Source organism: Synechococcus sp. OH2, assembly GCF_047462155.1.
Classification (GTDB): domain Bacteria; phylum Cyanobacteriota; class Cyanobacteriia; order Thermostichales; family Thermostichaceae; genus Thermostichus.
On sequence record NZ_JANSIR010000124.1, the window covers coordinates 24654 to 25065 of the forward strand.

Here is a 412-nt window from a genome sequence, read left to right on the forward strand (position 1 = left end):
TGCTCAGGTCGGCCCACCTCAGGTTGGCCCACCAGCTTAGGTCAGCCTCGCTCAGGTCAGCCTCGCTCAGGTCAGCCTCGCTCAGGTCGGCCCTGCCCAGGTTGGCCCTGCCCAGGTTGGCCCTGCTCAGGTCGGCCCTGCTTAGGTCAGCCTCGCTCAGGTCGGCCCCGCTCAGGTAGGCCCAGCTCAGGTAGGCCCCGCTCAGCTTGGCTTGGTTCAGGTTGGCCCTGCTCAGGTTGGCCCCGCTCAGGTCGGCGTCGCTCAGGTCGGCCCTGCTTAGGTCAGCCTCGCTCAGGTCGGCCCAGCTCAGGTCGGCCCAGCTCAGGTCGGCCCCGCTCAGCTTGGCCTGGTTCAGGTTGGCCTCGCTCAGGTCAGCCCTGCTTAGCTTGGCCCAGCGGAAATCTCGCTCTCC

Annotated in this window: 1 protein-coding gene and 2 pseudogenes; 1 reads left to right on the plus strand and 2 read right to left on the minus strand. The window is 68.2% G+C overall.

All coding sequences use genetic code 11. The features are described 5' to 3' along the window. Nucleotides 1-250: pentapeptide repeat-containing protein (locus tag NW835_RS13780; protein WP_414415587.1), on the minus strand; the 250-nt coding region annotated here is incomplete at its 3' end. On the opposite strand from NW835_RS13780, the pseudogene NW835_RS13785 reads away from it, so the two are divergent. Next, nucleotides 207-317: pseudogene (locus NW835_RS13785) on the plus strand (hypothetical protein); the annotation flags it as partial. The gene NW835_RS13780 and the pseudogene NW835_RS13785 sit on opposite strands and share 44 nt — an antisense overlap. Here NW835_RS13785 and NW835_RS13790 read toward each other — a convergent pair. After that, nucleotides 269-370, minus strand: a pseudogene (locus tag NW835_RS13790) (pentapeptide repeat-containing protein); the annotation flags it as partial. The pseudogenes NW835_RS13785 and NW835_RS13790 overlap by 49 nt on opposite strands. Nucleotides 371-412: the final 42 nt, after the last annotated feature.